The following is a 16,337-nucleotide window of genomic DNA, read 5'->3' on the forward strand; positions in this document are numbered from 1 at the left end:
ATGCGCAAGACGCATTTATTCCTTGCTGCGTGCTTTGCAGCGACACTTACCGCCTGCGGCCAGTCGGCAGATACGCCGGAAACTTCCGAAGAACAGGCAGCCGCAGAGGGCGAGTACGAGCGCGGTCCACACAACGGTCGCATGCTTCGTGACGGCGACTTCGCTATCGAGGTTACCGTCTTCGAAGACGGTGTTCCGCCCGAATACCGTCTCTACGCCTACCGTGACAACGAGCCCGTCGATCCCGAAACGGTCCGTGCCCGGGTCATGATCACGCGTCTGGATGGCGAAAAGACGACGTTCGAATTCGAACCGGAACAGGATTACCTGCGAGGCCAGGGCGTTCTTGTCGAACCGCACAGTTTCGACGTGGTGGTCGTGGCAAACGAAGGCGACAACACCCATCGATGGGCGTTCGAATCCTACGAGGGCCGGGTTACCATATCGGACGAGGCGGCACGTGCGGCCGGCATTCGGACCGAAACGGTCGGACCGCAGCAGGTCGGTGAAACCGTGGAAATCATCGGACGGGTGGAGCTCGATCCCTCTGGCAGCGCCGAGGTGGGAGCCAAATTCCCGGGCACCGTCATGTCGCTGCATGCCAATCTCGGCGATCGTGTAGCCCGGGGGGCGTTGCTGGCGCGGGTAGAAAGCAGCTCATCGTTGCAGACCTATCCGATCTACGCGCCAATTTCCGGAGTAATCACGCAGCGCAATACCAATATCGGCGACATCGCGGACAGCGATCCGATGTTCGTCATCTCCGATCCGTCGCGCACGGTTGCGACCTTCCCGATCTTCCCGCGCGACATCGAGCGGGTTCGTCCCGGACAATCGGTGCTTATCCGGGGCCTCGAAGGCCAGCGTGCGCAGGGCTCCCGCATCCGGGACTTCCTGCCTCTGGCGGAAGTCAGCAGCCAGGCGGTGACCGCGCGCGCTCCGCTCCCCAATCGCGATGGCTTCTGGCGACCGGGAATGGCGGTCCGGGGTCTGGTTTCGGTCGACCAGCGACGGGTGCCTCTCGCCGTCAGGACGGACGCCATCCAGCAATTCCGCGATTTTCGCGTCGTCTTCGCCAAGATTGGCGAGACCTACGAGGTGCGGATGCTCGAGCTTGGGCAGCAAGGTCCGGAGTGGACCGAGGTGCTGAGCGGGATCGATGCAGGCACCGTCTACGCAGCCGAGAACAGCTACGTGATCAAGGCCGACATCGAGAAGTCGGGCGCGAGCCACGATCACTGAGGAGCGCGATTTCATGTTGGAAAGAATTGTCGAGCTGTCGATCAGACAGCGTTTCGCAGTGCTGGCAGCGGTGTTCATTTTCGCCGCCGTGGGCATTTACAGTTTCGGCCGGCTCAAGATCGATGCCGTGCCGGACATCACCAATGTGCAGGTGCAGATCAACACTTCGGCGCCGGGCTTCTCTCCGCTCGAAGCGGAGCAGCGCATTACCTATCCGGTCGAAACCGCCATCGCGGGGTTGCCGGGGCTGTCCTATACGCGCTCGGTTTCGCGCTACGGTCTCAGCCAGGTCACCGTGGTCTTCGAGGACGGCACCGACATCTACTTCGCCAGACAACTCGTCAACGAGCGCCTGCAGGCGGTACGTTCGAACCTGCCGGAGACGGTCGAACCCGAACTCGGACCTATCGCCACGGGGCTGGGCGAGATCTTCATGTACACGGTCGAGGCCGAGCAGGGCGCGGTCAAACCCGATGGGTCGCGCTATACCGCGCAGGATCTGCGGACGTTGCATGACTGGGTCGTTCGGCCACAGCTTCGCACGGTTCCAGGGGTCACCGAGGTCAACTCGATCGGCGGCTACCGCAAGGAGTATGTCGTAGCGCCGCTTCCCGAACGTCTTGCCGGCTTCGGTCTGACGGTCGAGGACGTGATCGAGGCGCTCGAAGACAACAATGCAAATGTCGGTGCCGGCTACGTCGAGAGGTCGGGTTCGCAATATCTTATCCGCGTACCCGGACAGGCCGAGGACGAACGCGATCTGTCCGGGATTATCGTCGATTACCGCGATGGGGTTCCCATTCGCATCGCTGATGTGGCGGATGTCGAGATCGGATCCGAGATCCGCAATGGCGCCGCAACCAAGGATGGGCGCGAAGTCGTGCTCGGCACGATCTACATGCTCGTTGGCGAGAATGCCCGCGATGTCAGTGTCGCTGTGGCCGAAAGGCTGGAGGAGGTAAACCGCTCGCTGCCTGGCGGCGTTGTCGCCAATACGGTCTACGATCGCTCCGAACTGGTCGAGGCAACGGTCTCCACAGTCGAGAAAAACCTCGCCGAAGGGGCGCTGCTGGTGATCGTTGTCCTGTTCGTGCTGCTCGGCAACTTCAGGGCTGCACTCATTACCGCTGCCGTGATCCCGCTTTCCTTCCTGCTGATGATCACGGGGATGGTCGAGAACAACGTGTCGGGCAATCTGATGAGCCTGGGGGCATTGGACTTCGGCTTGATCGTGGATGGTGCGGTCATCATTGTCGAAAACTGCCTACGTCGGTTCGGCGAGGCGCAGCATTCGCTCGGAAGACTGCTGAATCGCGAGGAGCGCTTCAAGCTGGCGGCCCGCGCATCTGCCGAGGTAATCAAGCCGAGCCTCTTCGGCATTCTGATCATCACGATCGTCTACGTGCCGATCTTCGCTCTCGAAGGCGTGGAGGGCAAGACGTTCCACCCGATGGCGATCACGGTCGTCATGGCGCTAACCGCCGCCATGGTGCTCTCCCTCACCTTCGTTCCGGCCGCGGTCGCGACATTCGTGACGGGCAAAGTCGAGGAGAAGGAGACGCGCGTCATGCGCGCCGCCAAGTCGGCCTATCAGCCTATGCTCGACTTCGCCTTGCGTTCGCGCAAAGCTGTCCTTGCCGGAGCCGTGGCTCTGGTGGTCCTGAGCGGATGGGGCGCAAGCCGGATGGGATCGGAATTCATTCCCAATCTGGATGAAGGCGATATCGCGCTCCACGCCCTGAGAATTCCGGGTACCAGCCTCAGCCAGGCGGTCGCCATGCAGACTGCCCTGGAAGACAAAATTCGGACCTTCCCCGAGGTGGACCAGGTGTTCGCGAAGATCGGCACCGCCGATGTGGCCACTGACCCAGTGCCGCCATCGGTCGCCGACACCTTCGTGATCATGAAGCCGAGAGAGGATTGGCCGGATCCCCGCAAGCCAAAAGAGCAACTCGTCGCCGAGATGAACGAGGCAGTCCAGCAGGTGCCGGGTTCGCGCTACGAGTTCCTTCAACCGATCCAGATGCGTTTCAACGAACTCATCGCGGGCGTGCGTTCCGACGTCGCGATCAAGATCTTCGGGGACGATCTCGACCAGCTTGCTTCGGTTGCAGCCGAGGTCGAGGGCGTTGTCTCTTCGATCAAGGGATCGCAGGACGCGCAGACCGAGCAGTTGACCGGCTTGCCGTTCATTCAGGTCATCCCTGATCGCATCCGCCTGACCCAGCTCGGGTTGAACGTGGACGATGTTCAGACGGTGGTGTCGACGGCAATCGGCGGGACCGAGGCCGGCCAGATCTTCGAAGGTGATCGACGCTTCGCTATCGTCGTCCGGCTGCCCGAAGAGATGCGCGAGGATCGCCAGGTACTCGAGCGTCTTCCTATCGCACTGCCAGGTGGAGGGTCTGTCCCGCTGTCGGAGGTTGCGACGATCGAGAACGTTCAGGGGCCGAACCAGATCAGCCGCGAGGACGGCAAGCGGCGTGCGGTGGTCACCAGCAATGTGCGCGGACGGGACCTGGGCTCCTTCATCTCCGAGGCGCAAGAGAGGATCGCCACGGAGGTCGAACTGCCCGAGGGTTACTGGGTCGACTATGGCGGCACATTCGAGCAGCTCGAATCCGCGAGTGCGCGGCTTCAGATCGTCGTTCCCCTCGCCTTGCTGCTGATCTTCGGCCTGCTGGTGGCGCTGTTTCGCTCGGTGAAGGACGCGCTGGTCGTGTTTTCCGGGGTGCCATTGGCTCTTACCGGAGGCGTGGCAGCGCTCATGCTGCGCGGCATCCCCTTCTCGATTTCCGCGGGGGTTGGCTTCATCGCCCTGTCGGGAATCGCCGTGCTGAACGGCGTCGTCATGCTGACGTTCATCCGGCAGCTGATGGATGACGGCAAGCCGCTCGAGGACGCCATCAAGGAAGGAGCCATGGCTCGTCTGCGGCCCGTACTCATGACCGCACTCGTCGCAAGCCTCGGCTTCGTTCCGATGGCTCTGAATGTCGGGCTCGGTTCGGAGGTGCAGCGTCCGCTCGCGACGGTCGTCATCGGCGGGATTGTCTCGGCTACCGCGCTGACACTGCTGGTTCTGCCAGCACTCTACAGGGTGGTTCGCGGCGAACGCACGGAAGTCCCGGAGACAGGGACATCCGACGAAAGCCCCAACCCTCAACTCGCAAGCTGAAGCCGGAGCAGTCGTCCGCAGGGTGCAATCCTGCGGGCGGCCGACATCCGGGACCGGAGAACGAAATGATATCGATAACGCAATCTCGATCCAATACAGCAGTCATGCGCATCCTCGCGCTCGCTACAGTTCTGCTGATCTTCCTCGCCTCGGGTGCCGAAGCGTGGGCGCACAATGTCGCCGAGGGGGACAAGGGCTACATCCAGGAGAGCAGCGGAACGCTGATCCTGCCCTTCATCTATCTCGGCGCGAAACACATGGTGACCGGATACGATCACCTGCTCTTTCTTTTCGGCGTCATCTTCTTTCTCTACCGGTTGAAGGACGTCGGAATCTACGTGACGCTGTTCGCGATCGGCCATTCGACCACGCTGCTTTTCGGTGTCCTGACCGGTATCACCGCCAACGCCTATCTCATCGATGCGATCATCGGTCTGTCGGTCGTGTACAAGGCCTTGGACAATCTCGGTGCCTTCCAGCGGTGGTTCGGATTCCAGCCAAGTACCAAGGCAGCAACCCTCATTTTCGGCTTCTTCCACGGCTTCGGCCTTGCCACGAAGATCATCGAATTCGAGATCGCCGAAGACGGCCTCATCCCAAATCTTCTCGCCTTCAATGTCGGTGTGGAAATCGGGCAATTGCTCGCCCTTGGCGCAATCCTGATCGTGATGGGCTTCTGGCGCAGGACCGAGAGCTTCATGCGTCACGCCTTCGCCGCCAACACTCTTCTCATGACCGCGGGCTTCATGCTCGTCGGCTACCAACTCGTCGGCTTCGCCGTAGCCTGATAACATTTTTCCAGGAGCAATAGACATGTTCAATTCACAGCGCCCGTCCACCAGCGACCTTCCTACCAACCGCCAGCTCGTCAAGGCGACCGCGTTCGCCTTGGCGACCGCGACTGTCCTTCTGGTCGCCGTGGTTCTACCCGCAGAATATGCGATCGATCCGACCGGAGCGGGCCGTCTTCTGGGATATTCCGAGATGGGCGAGATCAAGGAGCAGCTTGCCGCAGAGGCAGCCGCCGATGAACGCAACACAGCCATCGAGGAGGTTCGTACGCTCGCCGGTAACAGCGATAGCGGCTCCGAAGCGGTAACGCGCAGCGATGTGACCGAATTAACGCTCGCGCCTGGTGAGGGTGCGGAAGTCAAGGCGGTCATGGCCGAAGGGGCTAGCCTTCAATACGAATGGTCGGTGCAGGACGGCCACGTCAACTTCGATACGCATGCCGATGCGCCGGGCATCTCTTATCACGGGTATGACAAGGGCCGTGAATCCACGGGAGAAGCGGGCACGCTCGTCGCCGCCTTCGATGGCAGCCATGGGTGGTTCTGGCGCAATCGTTCAGGCGCAACCGTCACCGTGACCCTCAAGACCGACGGCAGCTACTCCGATATCAAGCGCGTGGTCTAGATCACGCTCTGGCTGAAGGAAGACATCGCCATGCTCTCCGTTCTGACTAATCGCACTTATCGTCACCTGTTTCTTGCGCAGGTCATCGCGCTTGTCGGAACGGGGCTGGCCACGGTCGCTCTGGGCTTGCTGGCCTACGATCTCGCCGGTGCCGACGCCGGCGCGGTCTTGGGAACGGCCCTGGCCATCAAGATGGTCGCCTATATCGGCATCGCCCCCCTCGCGGGCGCTTATGCCGACAAATTACCACGCAAACGTCTGCTTGTAGGAATGGACATTGTCCGTGCCGGCGTGGCGCTCCTGCTCCCCTTCGTCGATGCGGTCTGGCAGATCTATCTGCTCATTTTCCTGCTACAATCGGCATCGGCCGTGTTCACGCCTACCTTCCAGGCCACCATACCCGACATCCTGCCCGACGAAGAGAAATACACCAAGGCTCTGTCCCTGTCCCGACTGGCCTACGATCTCGAAAGCCTCATCAGCCCGGTCCTGGCTGCCGCGCTACTTGTTATCATAAATTTCCATTGGCTATTCGCGGGAACGGCTATCGGTTTTGTAGTCTCTGCGTTGCTCGTCATGAGTGCGGCTCTGCCGTACAGAAAATCGACCGCAAAGCGTGTCGAGGGCGTCTGGCGTAAAACCACGCGCGGTATGCGGGTGTATCTCAAGACCCCGAGGCTTGTCGGCTTGCTGGCGGTCACCCTGGCAGCGGCAGCCGGCAGCGCCATGGTCATCGTCAACACGGTCGTGATCGTGAAGAACATGGGAGGGACGGAGGGCGACGTCGCGCTGGCTCTGGCGGCTTACGGAGCGGGCTCGATGCTGGCTGCGCTCGCCCTCCCGCGCATCCTGGCACGAATTAACGATCGCACGATCATGATCGCTGGTGGCGGCCTCTTGCTGGTCACGCTGGCAACGATAGGGCTGGTGTTCGGGCAGGTGGAGACCCAAACCTTTTGGCCGGTTCTGCTTGTGGGCTGGCTGACGATGGGTATCGGGTATTCGCTTTGTGTCACGCCCAACGGAAGATTGCTCAAACGCTCGTCGGCGGATGCGCGAACGTTTCGAGGAAATGCGCGGTCATTTGCGCAAGGACATCGAACGCGTCGAAGAACCCCAGCTGCGGGCGATGTTCGAAACCGCAGCCGAGGTCATCGGCGGGCTGCATAAGGCGTTCTCCGATTACGAGAAGAAGAACGAGACCGCCTGGCAAAAAGGCAATGATTGAGGCCCCGATCCCCAGCTGCAGCCAGTTAAACGGATCGGACAACAACATTTAGCCGGCGCTTCCTGTATTGGCTTTTTGTCGATCGCCACTTGATTGCCGGAGGCTCTCATGGGGTATTTTCCAATGCGTAAGCCACGACGGCATCGCTGATCGGAGTCTCCATAAAGTGGTGGCCACCAGCCATGATTACGACAAATTGACGACCGCCCTCCTCGTAAGTCATCACATTTGCTTGCCCGCCGCCCGGCAGCCTATCGGTCCACAGCGTCTCACCGGTTTCGACGTCGATTGCGCGAATGAGGTTGTCGGTCGCGGCTGCGATGAACATCAGCCCTCCGGCCGTGACCACTCCTCCGCCATTGTTAGGTGTCCCGATCGTGAAGGGTATCCCCAGTGCGAGGCCCCAGGGTCCGTTTTCACGCGCAGTGCCAAAAGGCCTGTCCCAAAGCGTTTTGCCAGTCTGCAGGTCAATTGCGCGCAGACCCCCATAGGGCGGTTCCTTACACAGCAACTGCGTGAGACCAAGTCGCCAGCCGGCATTTACGTCTATTGCATACGGTGTCCCGACTTGCGGATCGCCTGCACCTTCCGGTCCGCCATTGCCGGAGTTCCCCGCCGGCCCTCTCGGTTTCCAACCCTTCTTGTCGGCCACCGAGCGAGGAACAAGCCGGTTGTGATTGGGCATGTCATTGTAATTCGCGTAGATCACGCCGCGGCGGGGATCGACCGCTACAGAGCCCCAGTCCGAACCGCCATTATAGCCAGGATACTGGATCCATCGGCGGTCAGTCGTTGGAGCGGTGTAATAGCCTTCATACGCCGACTGCCGGTATTGAATGCGGCAGATCATCTGGTCGATCGGCGTCATGCCCCACATGTCCCGCTCTTCCAGCGAAGGCTTGCGAAGAGTGGCAAAGCCCGAAAAGGGCTGGGTCGGCGAGCGCTCGGAGGGTTCGACCCCGCCTTGTGGCACGGGCCGTTCTTCCACGGTGTGAAGCGGTTCGCCGGTCCGGCGATCGAGTAGATAGAGCTCTCCCTGCTTCGACGGGAGAAGGATCGCGGGCGTTCCGTCGGGCAGATCGACAAGCGAGGCCTGGCTCCCGAGGTCGTAGTCCCAGACGTCCTTATGAACGGTCTGAAAATGCCATCGTGGTTCGCCCGTTTCGGCATCAAGCGCCACCAATGATGTCGAGTAGCGATTTTCTTGGGAGCTCCGGTCCGAACTCCAGTAGTCAACCGCGCTGTTACCCATGGGCAGGTAGACAAGCCCCAGATTTTCATCTGCAGACGCAGTTGTCCACATGTTGGGCGTTCCGCGCGTGAACTCTTCGTCAGGCTCGGGCTGACCGTACTCACCCGGCCGGCCCATGTCCCAGGCCCAAGCGCGTTCACCTGTGACGGCATCGAACGCCTGAATTACGCCTGACGGCGCACTGTTGCGCTGACCGTCCATGACCTGATGGCCGGTTACGATATTGCCGCGCACGATCACCGGAGGCGCGGTGATCGCAGCCATACCCGGGTAGACCACCCCCATTCCCTGTTTGATGTCGACCTGACCATTGAGACCGAAGTCAGCACACGGTCGTCCAGTCTCCGCATCAACGGCGATAATCCGTCCATCGAGAGTTCCCTCTATAATGCGCAGCGAACAAGGCTGAGCGCGGGGCCCTTGGGTCAGTTCCAATCTGTCCGGGTTTGAAACCGGCGCTCGAAAGGCAGTCACGCCCCGGCAGCTAGCAGAGTAGGGAATGGCGGCATTGGAGACTTTTGGATCGTAGCGCCAGATTTCCCGGCCGCTAATGGCATCCAGCGCGATCAGAATGTTTTTGGCGGAGCAGAGGTAGAGACGGTTGCCGATCTTGAGCGGCGTCGTTTCAGCGGCGTATTTCCCTTCGCCGGCCCCTTGGGGCAGGTCGCGCGTATGGGCGACCCACACCCGCTCGAGCTGACCGACATTTTCGGAAGTGATTTGTTTAAGGCCTGAGTAGCGCTGGCCAGCGAATGTCCCGCCCCACGCTGGCCAGTCGGAGGCTGGCGCTTGCGCTGGAGCCGCCCCCGCAAGGGCCGGCAGAGGACCGATTGGGCGGTCGGGATGCAACCATGCGGCGCCCCAGAACACCAGCGCGAGGAACACCATAGACAATGCAGCACCGGCAAGTCCGACAGGCCAGCGAGGCCCTCGGTCGAGGGTCGGCGAAACGAGCGAAACACACGCTAGTAAAATCGCGGGACCCGTGAGGCGCGGCACCAGCGCCCAAGCATCAAGTCCGCTTTCCCAGAACGCCCAAGGGACGGTCGCAACGAAGATTGCGAGGAAAATCCATGCTCCAAAACTTTTTCCACGGAACAGAAAGAATCCGGACGCAAGTAGTCCCGCGCCCGCGAGCAGATAATAGGCAGACCCACCCAGGGCGACGAGCCAGCCTCCGCCAGCAAGAAGGATGAGACCTATCAGCGCAATTACGACGCCAAGGGTTCGCGCCAGCCAAAGCGAGCGTTGCTCGCGGGGTTCCGAGATCACTTCCATGTTAGGGCTCTCCCAATTGGCGTCGGATGGGTCTACTCCGATCAACTCATGCCGCATGCAGCCGATCCAAAGACTTCAATATCATACTTCTCACCGCAGCCGAACGCGTCGTTGGAGCCGCAATTTGCTCTCCCGTTTGTGCTCAGAATAATTGCGGATAGAGTTCAAGTATTCTTCAGCCCAGCGAGAGTTACAGTGTACAAACACTCAAAGTTGAGTAAGTTTAGAATGCTCGGTGTTGGGCATAACGACGAAGTTTTTTCAGTCGAGTAGGTTGATTTTGCAGGAAACGTGTTTAGCAGGTTCATCCACAAGACGCAGGGTCAGCGGTCAAGGCAAAGTTGCAAGAAAACCGTGCGCCATCGAGCCGATTAAACGATCCTGAAGGCGATCGATTTCCCAAGCGACCAGTATGATCGCACTCCAAATTGCTGAGTTCTTCAAGGGCGAAAGCATCGCGTTGAAGCGCATGTTACGTGCCTGCGGAACAATTGTCCGCGCAAACAAATGTAGAGGTTCGACGGGTTCGCGATAAGGTCACACGACTGCGCAGTTGCCGGGTCGTATTTCTTCGACACCATTGGCCAGAAACCACCGCGATTTGCCTCGGACTTTTGCCGCATTGTGATAGCAGACATCGGTCTCGCCGGTGCGTGGATCAACCAAGACGGCCCATTGATGGTCACCGCAGTTGTGCACCTGGCAACCCCAAGAACCGACCTTACCCAGGTATGTCGCGATCGGAGCGGAAGGACCTCCAGGCATCGCCATCGCCTCGAGTACGGAGGCGTCGGTCACGGTCTTCTGGCTTCCCGCTTTGACCATTGGGTGTTCGTTCCAGGAAACACCAGAGACCTCGTCGAACGGGAATTTGCCAACATAGTTTGTCAGATCTGGCGCGGTGCCGCTCGCCTCGGGTTCTATCGCTGGAGTGATGCCGATGGCAGCTCCGGGCGTCGCGGATGCTGCACCAACGACGGGAAGAGCATCGCCGGTCAAAGTGATCTGTTCGCCAGCGAAGTTTGGTTCCCCATTTTCGTTGCCAATATCCGCCTCCGCAGTATCGCTGCCATTGCATGACACGAGCAGGGCGGCGAGCCCGGTCAGGGTGAGTTGGTGTCGCTTTCGCATCGAAGAGATACCTACGGTCAATGCGACTCAGGTGCACCATACCTGCGCGGAGTGGCCGCGCCAATGCAAATGTGGGGAGAATTTGACCATCACCCAGAGACCTATACATGATCCACTCGGATGGTTGCACAACAAGCACACGTCTACTCACAAAATCAGCAAGTCCGTTGATGAACGAAAGTAGGGGTTTTCGAAAACCCCGACCCTAATGACCGAGTTAGACCGGTACGGTCGTTACGTCGGTGAGATGATCTTTTTGCGCTTCCGGAATTGCTTCCAAACGCGTTCTGCCGTCACCAAAATCGTGCTTTCCAATAGACGGAGAGTCTCCAGTAAGGAGAACGTTCGTTAGACGGTCAAGAGAGAGATGCCATAATAACGGAGGCGAGCGCGCTTATATAGATCTTCCACCGAAAGATGCTCGTCCGACTCGAGAAGGATACGGAACATCTGCCTTCGCTGTTCTAGGGTCGCTACAGACCTAGATATTGGACGGCACACTAAAATTCGATTGATCCAGCTTGATTTTCCTCGAAGCCAGCGCAACGTGGTTTATTTGTGATGTTTTAAGCGGCAACTTGCTCGATACCACGAGCAAAAGGCGGCCCGTCCCGCGGGGGACGGACCGCCCGCCGAGTGACCTGGACCTGTCAGGAGGGGTCAGGCAGCCTGCTCGGCAAGTTCGTCAATTGTGTCCTCGCGGACAGGTTCGTGGGCTTCGGCATCTGCCAGCGCGACATCCTCGGTATCGGCGAAGCGCATGATAGAGGGCACCCAGGCTTGCGCCCGTTCCTTGATATCTGCCTCGCCGATGAAGTTGCCCGAGAAAATGCGTTCGGCAGCGCTTGCCAGTTCGGCCTTCTTCGAGCCAGCATAGCGACTGACCAGTTCGGGACCGCCGGCAGCATCAAGCGCTTCGAGTGTGCGGGCCTTGGCCACGCGGTCGAAGTAATTCGCCGCCGTGGGCCGCCACCAATGCGCCGTCTCGATTTCGAGCAACGAGCCGAGCGCCTCGTGCAGCGGCACCGAGCGTTCGCCTTCGCAGGCCAGGCTGGCGACAAGCGTGCGTGCGACGACATGGCCGAGCCAGGCCGAGCGCGCCTCGTCAGACAGTGCCCGGAACCTGGCAAACCGCTCGACGTCGTTTTCGCCAGCACGCCAGCTTTCATCGAGCGATCCTGCAAACTCGGCCATAGCAGCACTTGCCGGTGCATCCTTGGCTTCGAACCCGGTAACCGGGCCGGATGCCACCGAACCGACCAGCGTCGAGGCCTTCTTTGCGCGCCAATCGTGCCCGTCGGCATCGGCGAGCGTGAAGACCATGAAGTCGAGCGCCAGTGCCGGATCGTTGGCGAGATGGATCGCCAGGATGTTGCGGCGCTGCATGGCCAGTTCGTCGAGCAGCCGCTGGGAGAGCGAGCTCCCCTTTGGCTTCGCCGTTCCGGATTCCTCGACTGCCTCGACCACACCTTCGTCGGTGATGACCTCGGTCTTGGTGTAGTACTGCGGGACCAATGTTGGCTCGCCATTGCGAGAGAGGACTAGGAAGGCACCGGCCTCGGATTTCAGTTCATCGGCGAGTAGCGGCGGCCGGTCATTGAGCGCGCGCATGGCGCGGTCGATGACGACGAGTTCCTGTTCTGCCTTGGCGACCTCGTCCTCGTCGCTGTCTTCGTCTTCGAGCACGGCGGCGACGCGGTCGTAGTCGGCCTCGAGCTCGCCGAGCTCCTGCGCTTCCTGCTCGGTCATTGGCGCAGGCTCGCAGGGCAAGCGACTGAGACCTTCAACAAGGTCATGGCTGACATAGGTGCCAAGGGTCGGGCGCACCCAGGCAAGGCCATATTCGAGCGCGGTCTTTTCCGCCGCCTCTTCCATGACCTTGTGCGCGAGGTCTTCGAGCAGCGCGACGTCGATCCAGCTCTCGCTGGCATCGTCGTCGAACAGTTCGCGTTCGATCCGGCCACCCGCAGTGAGGTAGGCATCGCGTCCGACGAGAACCGCTCGCGGATCGGAGCCACGAACAGTTGCGTCGAGCACCATGCGGCGGATCGTGTCGGGCGTGATCTGGTACCAGGCGTCCTGCAGCTCGGCATAGACATGTGCCTGGCGCTCCGCGTCAGAGATCGCGCCGTAGGCCTTGGCCATGTCGAGCGTGATCGTGCCTTCGGCGAGCGCTTCGAAGACGCAGGGTGCCAGACTTGCCAGGCGCAGACGCCCTTCGACGAACCGGACAGTGAGGCCGAAGCGGCGCGCCACATCTTCGGTGGTAGCCCCTGCCTCGATGATGAAAGCGAAGGCCTGCGCCTCGTCGGCGGGGTTCATAGCAAGACGCTGGAAGTTCTCGGCAAGGCTGGCTTCGCGCACTTCGCTTTCCTCGCCTTCGATGACGAGGCAGGTGACTTCGTGCGTGTCAGGCAAGGTGTCCTCTTCGGCCAGCGCCTGCAGCGCGGCGAGACGGCGGCCGCCGGCCTCGACTTCGAACTTGCCGCGCTTTCCTTTGCGCACGACAAGGTTCTGCAGCAGACCCCGCGCGGCAATGTCTGCCCGCAGCTGGAGATCGGCCAGCATGTCGCTCGACTTGCGAACGTTGCGCGGGCTCGGGACGAGCTTCTTCAAGGGAATCGACTGGATCATGGGTGTTCTCCTGATGGAATGAAGGCGCAGGTGAGGATCACGAGGCCCACAAGCCCAAAGGGCTCCCTCCACTCTCTTCAATGGGTGTGGCGACCATCTATGCTACCGGGATGGGGCGATCAGGGATCGGCTGAGATCCGTCCATGAGAGCAGTTGTTCTCGATGCGCGAACCCATTCGCAGGCCCGTCATCAGCGGGCACAGGCAGATCAGTCGCCCGGACTTGAGGAAGGACGTGATCAGGCTCCGGCGTACGCGACACGGGAGCTTATCGGTTCATTCAGACACACGGAGGGGAGGAGAGAAGGGGAAACTTAAGCGCAATCGGAGGCAGCGCTCAGCTTCTTCCGGACCCTGACCTCTTCAGCGGAGCCTATGCCTGTCCGCTGCTAAGCAAGCGCTCTTCGAGAAGCGTCCGAAAATCCCGACGCGCATCAGCGATTACGAACACGGTCACCTGACCGGGTGCTGGCTCGGGCTGATACCCGTAGATTATGCGGAACGGAAAGCGCGACAATTGCCGAAAGTCGGTGATCCCGAGAGCCTCAAGTTCCGGTGGAACCGGTCCTTTCTCAGGATTGTTCACAAGGGAGCCGATAGACGCGACAAGGTCATCGAGCAGTGCGTCCGCACCATCGTCGCCATCCGGCCCGCGCTGCGTCAGGCGGCGCTGCCAGATACCCACCAGATCGCGCTCCGCACCGGAGGTGATCTCGATCGCTACAGCGGCCGCCATCATTCAGTTTGACTTACCTCGTACGCGATCCGCGAGGCCTGCCACCGGGCGGGTCCGACCGGCGGCAACATCGGCCTGTCCGAGCGCCAGAAGTTTAAGCAGAGCGAGCGTTTCTTGTGCGCGCTCGTAGCTGGCGACATCCTGCAGAACTGCCTTGGCTTCGCCATTCTGCGTGATGACCATTGGCCCGGCGCCATCTCCAATCTCCCGGATAATTTCTGCACTGTGGGCCTTCAGATAGCTGATCGGTTTGATGCGCTGGTCCAGTTTCATAGAACACCTTAGGACTGAATTTGGTCTCCATATAGACCCGATTTGGGCAAATGAGAAGTTCAAGACTTGATTGCGATGCTTTGGAGGGTCTCGCTTGCTCTCGGCGTCGGGACAAACAGCCGCGTGCGGTAGCGAATGATCTCGGTGAAGCAGCCCTTGTTCTTGTACCAGTCGAGGCGATCCGGCGAGAATCCGGTCAGTTCAAGGCGCTGTTCGCCGCCAACCAGCGAACGCTTCACTGTGAGTGGATCGTGGCTTGCGAGGCCCAACGGTTTGCCGCTGGCGAGGACGAGATCGCCGATCTGGTCCGGCGCCGGACCGGTAACTCCGGAGAGGCCAAAGGTCTCAGCGATCGCAGCGAGATCGATATCGAGCACTTCGCGGCCGATGATCGACTGACCGTCCTCGGCAACGAGCCGGGTGACGCGGACATGATCGCCCGGCAGACGTTTCCACACCGGGAGCAGCAGCCCGGTGGCGAGATGCACGCGCTCGGTCACCGGTGACTTGGCCGCTCGCTCTTCCTCGGCACGCCAGGCCCTCGTGAATGCGGTGACGCCAATTTCTTCCCAGTGGCTTTCAGCGAGTGCCTCGATTGTCCAGTTCGCGGAGTTGAGCGGGCGCAGAAGGCGTCGGCGTTCGATCACGGCCCCGTCGTCGGTGATGAGACGGCGGGTCGGAACCGACAGCGCGACCTTGCCCGAGCGCGCATTGCGCATCGGGATCGCGTGCGAACTGCCAATCTCGTGCATCCGCACTAGGCGCTTCAATCGCAGAGGCCGAAGGTGCCTCGTCACTTCGAGCGAGACGAGACGGGTCTCGGCACCGATCACAGGGTCTGTGCGCAGGAGTTCATCGGCGAGCACCGTGAAGCGATCGACCCTCACGGTTTCCAGTCCCTGATCAAGCGTTCCGGCTTCACGCGCAGCTTCGATCCGCGCTTCGACGAGACCAAGGTATTCGTCGAATATGGCGTTCTGGAGCGCGATCGGCAGCGCGAGAATGCGGTTGAGCCAGCGTTGGATCGTGGGGAGATTATCGGTCAATCCGCCATCGGGGCTTTCAAGTCGGAGGCCGGTCCGCTCGACGAAATTGCCGAAGCTCGTGGCCTCGAGCTTGCCGTCATAGAGCAGCTGGAACCAGCGGCTGAGCGCTTCGCGCGCGTAGTCGCTTTCGAGATTGTCGGCCGGGTCGAACAGGTTCTGTCCGCCGGTCTGGCGCTGGCCGCGCGTCAGCGCGCCCAATGCGTCGAGCCTTCGCGCAATGGTCGAGATGAACCGGCGCTCGCCCTTCACGTCGGTGGTTACCGGCCGGAACAGCGGGGCCGAGGCCTGGTTGGTGCGGTTGGTACGGCCGAGACCCTGGATGGCGTTGTCGGCGCGCCAGCCCGGCTCGAGCAGAAAATGGACCCGGCGCTGCTGGTTCCGGCAGCCAAGGTCGGCATGGTAGGATCGCCCCGTGCCGCCCGCATCCGAGAAGACCAGGATACGTTTGGTCCCTTCCATGAAGCTCTGCGCTTCGGCGACATTGGCACTGGGACTACGCCGTTCGAGACGTTGTTGACCATCGCGGCCCGATACCAGCCTGCGGGTCCGGCCCGTAACCTCGGCGACGGCCTCGGTCCCGAAATGCTCGATGATCGCGTCTAGCGCAGTGGCGATGGGCGGCAGCGCACAGAGCTGCTCGATCAGCGCATCGCGCGCGGCGATGGCGCGCGGGCAGAAAACGGGATTGCCCTCCTCGTCACTCATCGCCTCGGAGCGAAGATTGCCATCGTCGTCGGCGAAGACCTGCATCAATCGCACCGGAAAGCTCTTGGCGAGGTAGTCGATGACATATTCTTTGCAGTCGCAGTTTATGTCGAGCGTCGCAGCCGGAGGCGCGGGATTGCGTCGGTTCGTCATGATTTTACTCCAGATAATTGTGCGGTTGGGGCAGCGTGGCCGAAGGCTATGCCCGCTTGCGGACGTCGT

11 protein-coding genes and 1 pseudogene are annotated in these 16,337 nt (G+C 60.9%); 5 read left to right on the top strand and 7 right to left on the bottom strand.

The window, feature by feature from the left end:
- The 5 genes from AC13F2_RS02345 to AC13F2_RS02365 all read left to right on the top strand — a co-directional run bounded on the left by AC13F2_RS02345 (position 1) and on the right by AC13F2_RS02365 (position 7,003).
- On the top strand, positions 1-1,242 hold the full coding sequence (locus tag AC13F2_RS02345; protein ID WP_482964177.1) for an efflux RND transporter periplasmic adaptor subunit: 1,242 nt from the start codon (positions 1-3) through the stop codon (positions 1,240-1,242).
- 13 nt (positions 1,243-1,255) lie between these two features.
- Positions 1,256-4,417: an efflux RND transporter permease subunit gene (locus AC13F2_RS02350; RefSeq protein ID WP_482964178.1), complete on the top strand. Its 3,162-nt coding sequence runs from the start codon at positions 1,256-1,258 to the stop codon at positions 4,415-4,417.
- A gap of 104 nt (positions 4,418-4,521) precedes the next feature.
- Positions 4,522-5,205 carry a HupE/UreJ family protein gene (locus AC13F2_RS02355; RefSeq protein ID WP_225082084.1) on the top strand — a complete coding sequence of 228 codons (684 nt, stop codon included), beginning with the start codon at positions 4,522-4,524 and terminating at the stop codon, positions 5,203-5,205.
- A 25-nt stretch (positions 5,206-5,230) separates the two neighbouring features.
- Positions 5,231-5,833: a transmembrane anchor protein gene (locus AC13F2_RS02360; RefSeq protein WP_482964179.1), complete on the top strand. Its 603-nt coding sequence runs from the start codon at positions 5,231-5,233 to the stop codon at positions 5,831-5,833.
- Positions 5,834-5,863: 30 nt separating this feature from the next.
- Positions 5,864-7,003: an MFS transporter gene (locus AC13F2_RS02365; protein ID WP_482964180.1), complete on the top strand. Its 1,140-nt coding sequence runs from the start codon at positions 5,864-5,866 to the stop codon at positions 7,001-7,003.
- Positions 7,004-7,167: 164 nt separating this feature from the next.
- Here AC13F2_RS02365 and AC13F2_RS02370 read toward each other — a convergent pair whose 3' ends face one another.
- The 7 genes and pseudogenes from AC13F2_RS02370 to AC13F2_RS02400 all read right to left on the bottom strand — a co-directional run.
- Positions 7,168-9,591: a membrane-bound PQQ-dependent dehydrogenase, glucose/quinate/shikimate family gene (locus tag AC13F2_RS02370; RefSeq protein ID WP_473821448.1), complete on the bottom strand. Its 2,424-nt coding sequence runs from the start codon at positions 9,589-9,591 to the stop codon at positions 7,168-7,170.
- Positions 9,592-10,128: 537 nt separating this feature from the next.
- Positions 10,129-10,722, bottom strand: a complete 594-nt coding sequence (locus AC13F2_RS02375; RefSeq protein ID WP_482964181.1) for a hypothetical protein — start codon at positions 10,720-10,722, stop codon at positions 10,129-10,131.
- Between the two features lie 348 nt (positions 10,723-11,070).
- A complete protein-coding gene (locus AC13F2_RS02380; protein WP_353050647.1) occupies positions 11,071-11,223 on the bottom strand; it encodes a transcriptional repressor in 153 nt (50 codons plus the stop codon).
- A 159-nt stretch (positions 11,224-11,382) separates the two neighbouring features.
- Positions 11,383-13,356 (bottom strand): ParB/RepB/Spo0J family partition protein, encoded by a 1,974-nt coding sequence (locus tag AC13F2_RS02385; RefSeq protein WP_196847419.1) that lies wholly within the window; start codon positions 13,354-13,356, stop codon positions 11,383-11,385.
- 372 nt (positions 13,357-13,728) lie between these two features.
- Complete coding sequence (locus AC13F2_RS02390) at positions 13,729-14,094, bottom strand: type II toxin-antitoxin system RelE/ParE family toxin (protein WP_010240557.1); 366 nt, start codon at positions 14,092-14,094, stop codon at positions 13,729-13,731.
- Positions 14,095-14,364 (bottom strand): type II toxin-antitoxin system Phd/YefM family antitoxin, encoded by a 270-nt coding sequence (locus tag AC13F2_RS02395; RefSeq protein ID WP_010240558.1) that lies wholly within the window; start codon positions 14,362-14,364, stop codon positions 14,095-14,097.
- A 59-nt stretch (positions 14,365-14,423) separates the two neighbouring features.
- Positions 14,424-16,229: pseudogene (locus tag AC13F2_RS02400) on the bottom strand (strawberry notch C-terminal domain-containing protein); the annotation flags it as partial.
- Positions 16,230-16,337 lie beyond the last annotated feature (108 nt).

This window comes from Qipengyuania sp. L-5Y, assembly GCF_056859455.1.